3 protein-coding genes are annotated in these 3,218 nt (G+C 46.0%); all 3 read left to right on the forward strand.

The features are described from left to right. A partial coding sequence (locus tag F6K57_RS40930) for a cation:proton antiporter subunit C (RefSeq protein WP_293074752.1) occupies window positions 1–305 on the forward strand: 305 nt, incomplete at its 5' end. Continuing rightward, complete coding sequence (locus F6K57_RS40935) at window positions 302–1,735, forward strand: cation:proton antiporter (RefSeq protein WP_293074755.1); 1,434 nt, start codon at window positions 302–304, stop codon at window positions 1,733–1,735. The genes F6K57_RS40930 and F6K57_RS40935, both read left to right, overlap by 4 nt. Beyond that, a complete protein-coding gene (locus F6K57_RS40940; protein WP_293074758.1) occupies window positions 1,732–3,168 on the forward strand; it encodes a cation:proton antiporter in 1,437 nt (478 codons plus the stop codon). The genes F6K57_RS40935 and F6K57_RS40940 overlap by 4 nt, the downstream gene beginning before the upstream one ends. Window positions 3,169–3,218: the final 50 nt, after the last annotated feature.

The raw sequence follows: 3,218 nt of genomic DNA on the forward strand, positions 1-3,218 counted from the left end.
TGTGCGGATTTTTCGGCATCATCCTTAAAAAGAACCTGGTTATGAAAATCATCTCTATGGATATCATGAGCACGGGGGTGATTGCCTATTACGTGTTGGTTGCATCCCGAGATGGTTTATTCACACCCATTCTTTCAAACGTCGAAAATAGGGCTTACGCAGATCCGGTGCCCCAGGCAGTGATCTTGACAGCGATTGTGATCGGCTTTTCCATTCAAGCCTTGATGCTAGTGGGTGTTATGAAACTGGCACGGGACAATCCTACCCTGGAAAGCAACCAGATCGAGAAGAATAATACCCCATGAGTACCATTACGATTCCCTGGATTGCCCTACCGCTATTTGTGGGATTCAGCATTTATCTGATCCCCAAACTTGACCGATACCTCGCCCTAGGGGTTGCCATGGTTTCGGTTGAATATGGGACACAGCTATTTCTCACAAAATCGCCATTAAGCCTACAGCTGCTGGATAATTTCGGTGTCACATTACTAGTTGATCAATTAAGCGCCTTTTTTATCTTGACCAATGGGCTGGTAACCGCAGCAGTAATCCTCTACTGTTGGCAAAGTGGTAAAACAGCTTTTTTTTATACCCAAACCATTATCTTACATGGCAGTGTCAATGCCGTATTTATCTGTGCAGATTTGATCAGTTTATACGTAGCATTAGAGGTAATTAGTATTGCTGCGTTTCTGTTGATTGCCTATCCCCGAACCGACCGCTCAATTTGGGTAGCCTTGCGCTATCTTTTGATCAGCAATACAGCCATGCTGTTTTATCTGATCGGCGCAATTTTAGTCTATCAGGCCAATCATTCCTTTGCCTTTGAAGGGTTGCGTGGAGCAACTCCAGAAGCTCTTGCCCTGATCTTTCTGGCACTGTTAGTCAAGGGGGGAATATTTGTCTCAGGATTGTGGTTACCCTTGACCCACTCCGAATCTGAGAGCCCAGTGTCGGCATTGCTATCGGGAGCTGTGGTCAAAACCGGAGTCTTTCCACTGTTGCGTTTTGCTCTGATTGTGGAGGAACTTGATCCCATCGTCAGGATATTTGGAGTGGGGACAGCGCTTCTGGGAGTAGGCTATGCCGTGTTTGAAAAAGATACCAAGCGTATGCTGGCGTTTCATACCATTTCCCAGTTAGGCTTTATCCTCGCCGCACCAGAAGTAGGGGGCTTTTATGCCCTGACCCACGGCCTGGTGAAAGGGGCGCTCTTTTTAATCGCGGGTATTTTGCCCAGCCGCAACCTCAAGGAACTGCAACATCAGCCGATGAATACCCAAATCTGGATTGCCCTGGCTATCGCTAGCTTCTCAATTTCCGGCTTTCCCTTGTTGTCTGGCTTTGGGGCGAAGGTGTTGACCATGAAGAATCTAGTGCCCTGGCAAGTTATCGGTATGAATATTGCAGCCCTAGGAACAGCCATATCCTTTGCGAAATTCATCTTTCTGCCCCATGGGGATAGCAGCCAAGGGCAGGTAAAGGTCAATTTTTGGTTAGCGATGATACTGTTGCTCGGTGGGCTGATTGCCGTCAATAGTGTGTACTACCAAGCATATAATTTTGCCAATATAATCAAACCCCTGGCAACCATTGCCCTTGGGTGGTTGGCATATTTTTTGATTTTCAAACGATCTGTAATCAAGCTGCCCCGTGTGCTTGAAGAATTTGACCATCTGATTGGGATGATGAGTCTGATGTTAATCCTACTGTTCTGGATGGTGTTTCCATGAGTACCATTACGATTCCCTGGATTGCCCTACCGCTATTTGTGGGATTCAGCATTTATCTGATCCCCAAATTTGACCGATACCTCGCCCTAGGGGTTGCCCTTTTTTCGGTTGAATATGGCACACAGCTATTGCTTACGGCAAAATCGCCATTAACTATACAGCTGCTGGATAATTTCGGTGTCACATTACTAGTAGATCAATTAAGCGCCTTTTTTATATTAACCAATGGGCTGGTAACGGCAGCAGTCATCCTCTACTGTTGGCAAAGTGGTAAAACAGCTTTTTTTTATACCCAGACTATTATCTTACATGGCAGTGTCAATGCCGTATTTATCTGTGCAGATTTCATCAGTTTATACGTAGCATTAGAAGTAATCAGTATTGCTGCGTTTCTGTTGATTGCCTATCCCCGAACCGACCGCTCAATTTGGGTAGCCTTGCGCTATCTTTTTGTCAGCAATACAGCCATGCTGTTTTATCTGGTCGGCGCAATTTTAGTCTATAAGGCCAATAATTCCTTTGCCTTTGAAGGGTTGCGGGGAGCACCTCCAGAAGCCCTTGCCCTGATCTTTGTGGGACTATTAGTCAAGGGGGGAATATTTGTATCAGGATTGTGGTTACCCTTAACCCACTCCGAATCTCAGAGCCCAGTGTCGGCGTTGCTATCGGGAGTTGTGATCAAAACGGGAGTCTTTCCACTGTTGCGTTTTGCTCTGATTGTGGAGGAACTTGATCCCATCGTCAGGATATTTGGAGTGGGGACAGCGCTTCTGGGCATAACCTATGCCTTATTTGAAAAGGATACCAAGCGTATTCTCGCCTTTAGCACGATTTCCCAGTTAGGCTTTATCCTCGCCTCACCAGAAGTGGGAGGCTTTTATGCCCTGACCCATGGTTTGGTCAAATCAGCGCTCTTTTTGATCGCGGGTGTTTTGCCCAGCCGTAACCTCAATGAACTGCAACATCAGCGGATTAATACCCCAATTTGGATTGCCCTGGCTATAGCTAGCTTCTCTATTTCCGGCTTTCCATTATTGTCTGGCTTTGGGGCGAAAGTATTGACTCTGAAGAATATAGTGCCCTGGCAAGTTATCGGTATGAATGTTGCTGCCCTAGGAACGGCAACATGCTTTGGTAAATTCATCTTTCTGCCCCATGGGGATGGCAGCCAAGGGCAGGTAAAGGCCAATTTTTGGTTAGCGATGATACTGTTGCTCGGTGGGCTGATTGCCGTCAATGGTGTGTACTACCAGGCATATAATTTTGCCAATATTATCAAACCCCTGGCAACCATTGGCCTGGGATGGTTGGCATATTTGTTGATTTTCAAACGATCTGTACTCAAGCTGCCCCGTGTGCTTGAGGAATTTGATCATCTAATTGGGGTGATGAGTTTGATGTTAGTGTTATTGTTCTGGATGGTGTTTCCATGATTGGACATCTAAATCTAATCTTACGACTGGTTATCTGGTTTTTGCTGACT

This window comes from Moorena sp. SIO4A5 (assembly GCF_010672005.1).
In the GTDB taxonomy this organism is placed as follows: domain Bacteria; phylum Cyanobacteriota; class Cyanobacteriia; order Cyanobacteriales; family Coleofasciculaceae; genus Moorena.

Bases quoted from the DNA above. Each gene is read 5' to 3' on its own strand.
- F6K57_RS40935 (WP_293074755.1), top strand. From the start codon at position 302: ATGAGTACCATTACGATTCCCTGGATTGCCCTACCGCTATTTGTGGGA.
- F6K57_RS40940 (WP_293074758.1), top strand. From the start codon at position 1,732: ATGAGTACCATTACGATTCCCTGGATTGCCCTACCGCTATTTGTGGGA.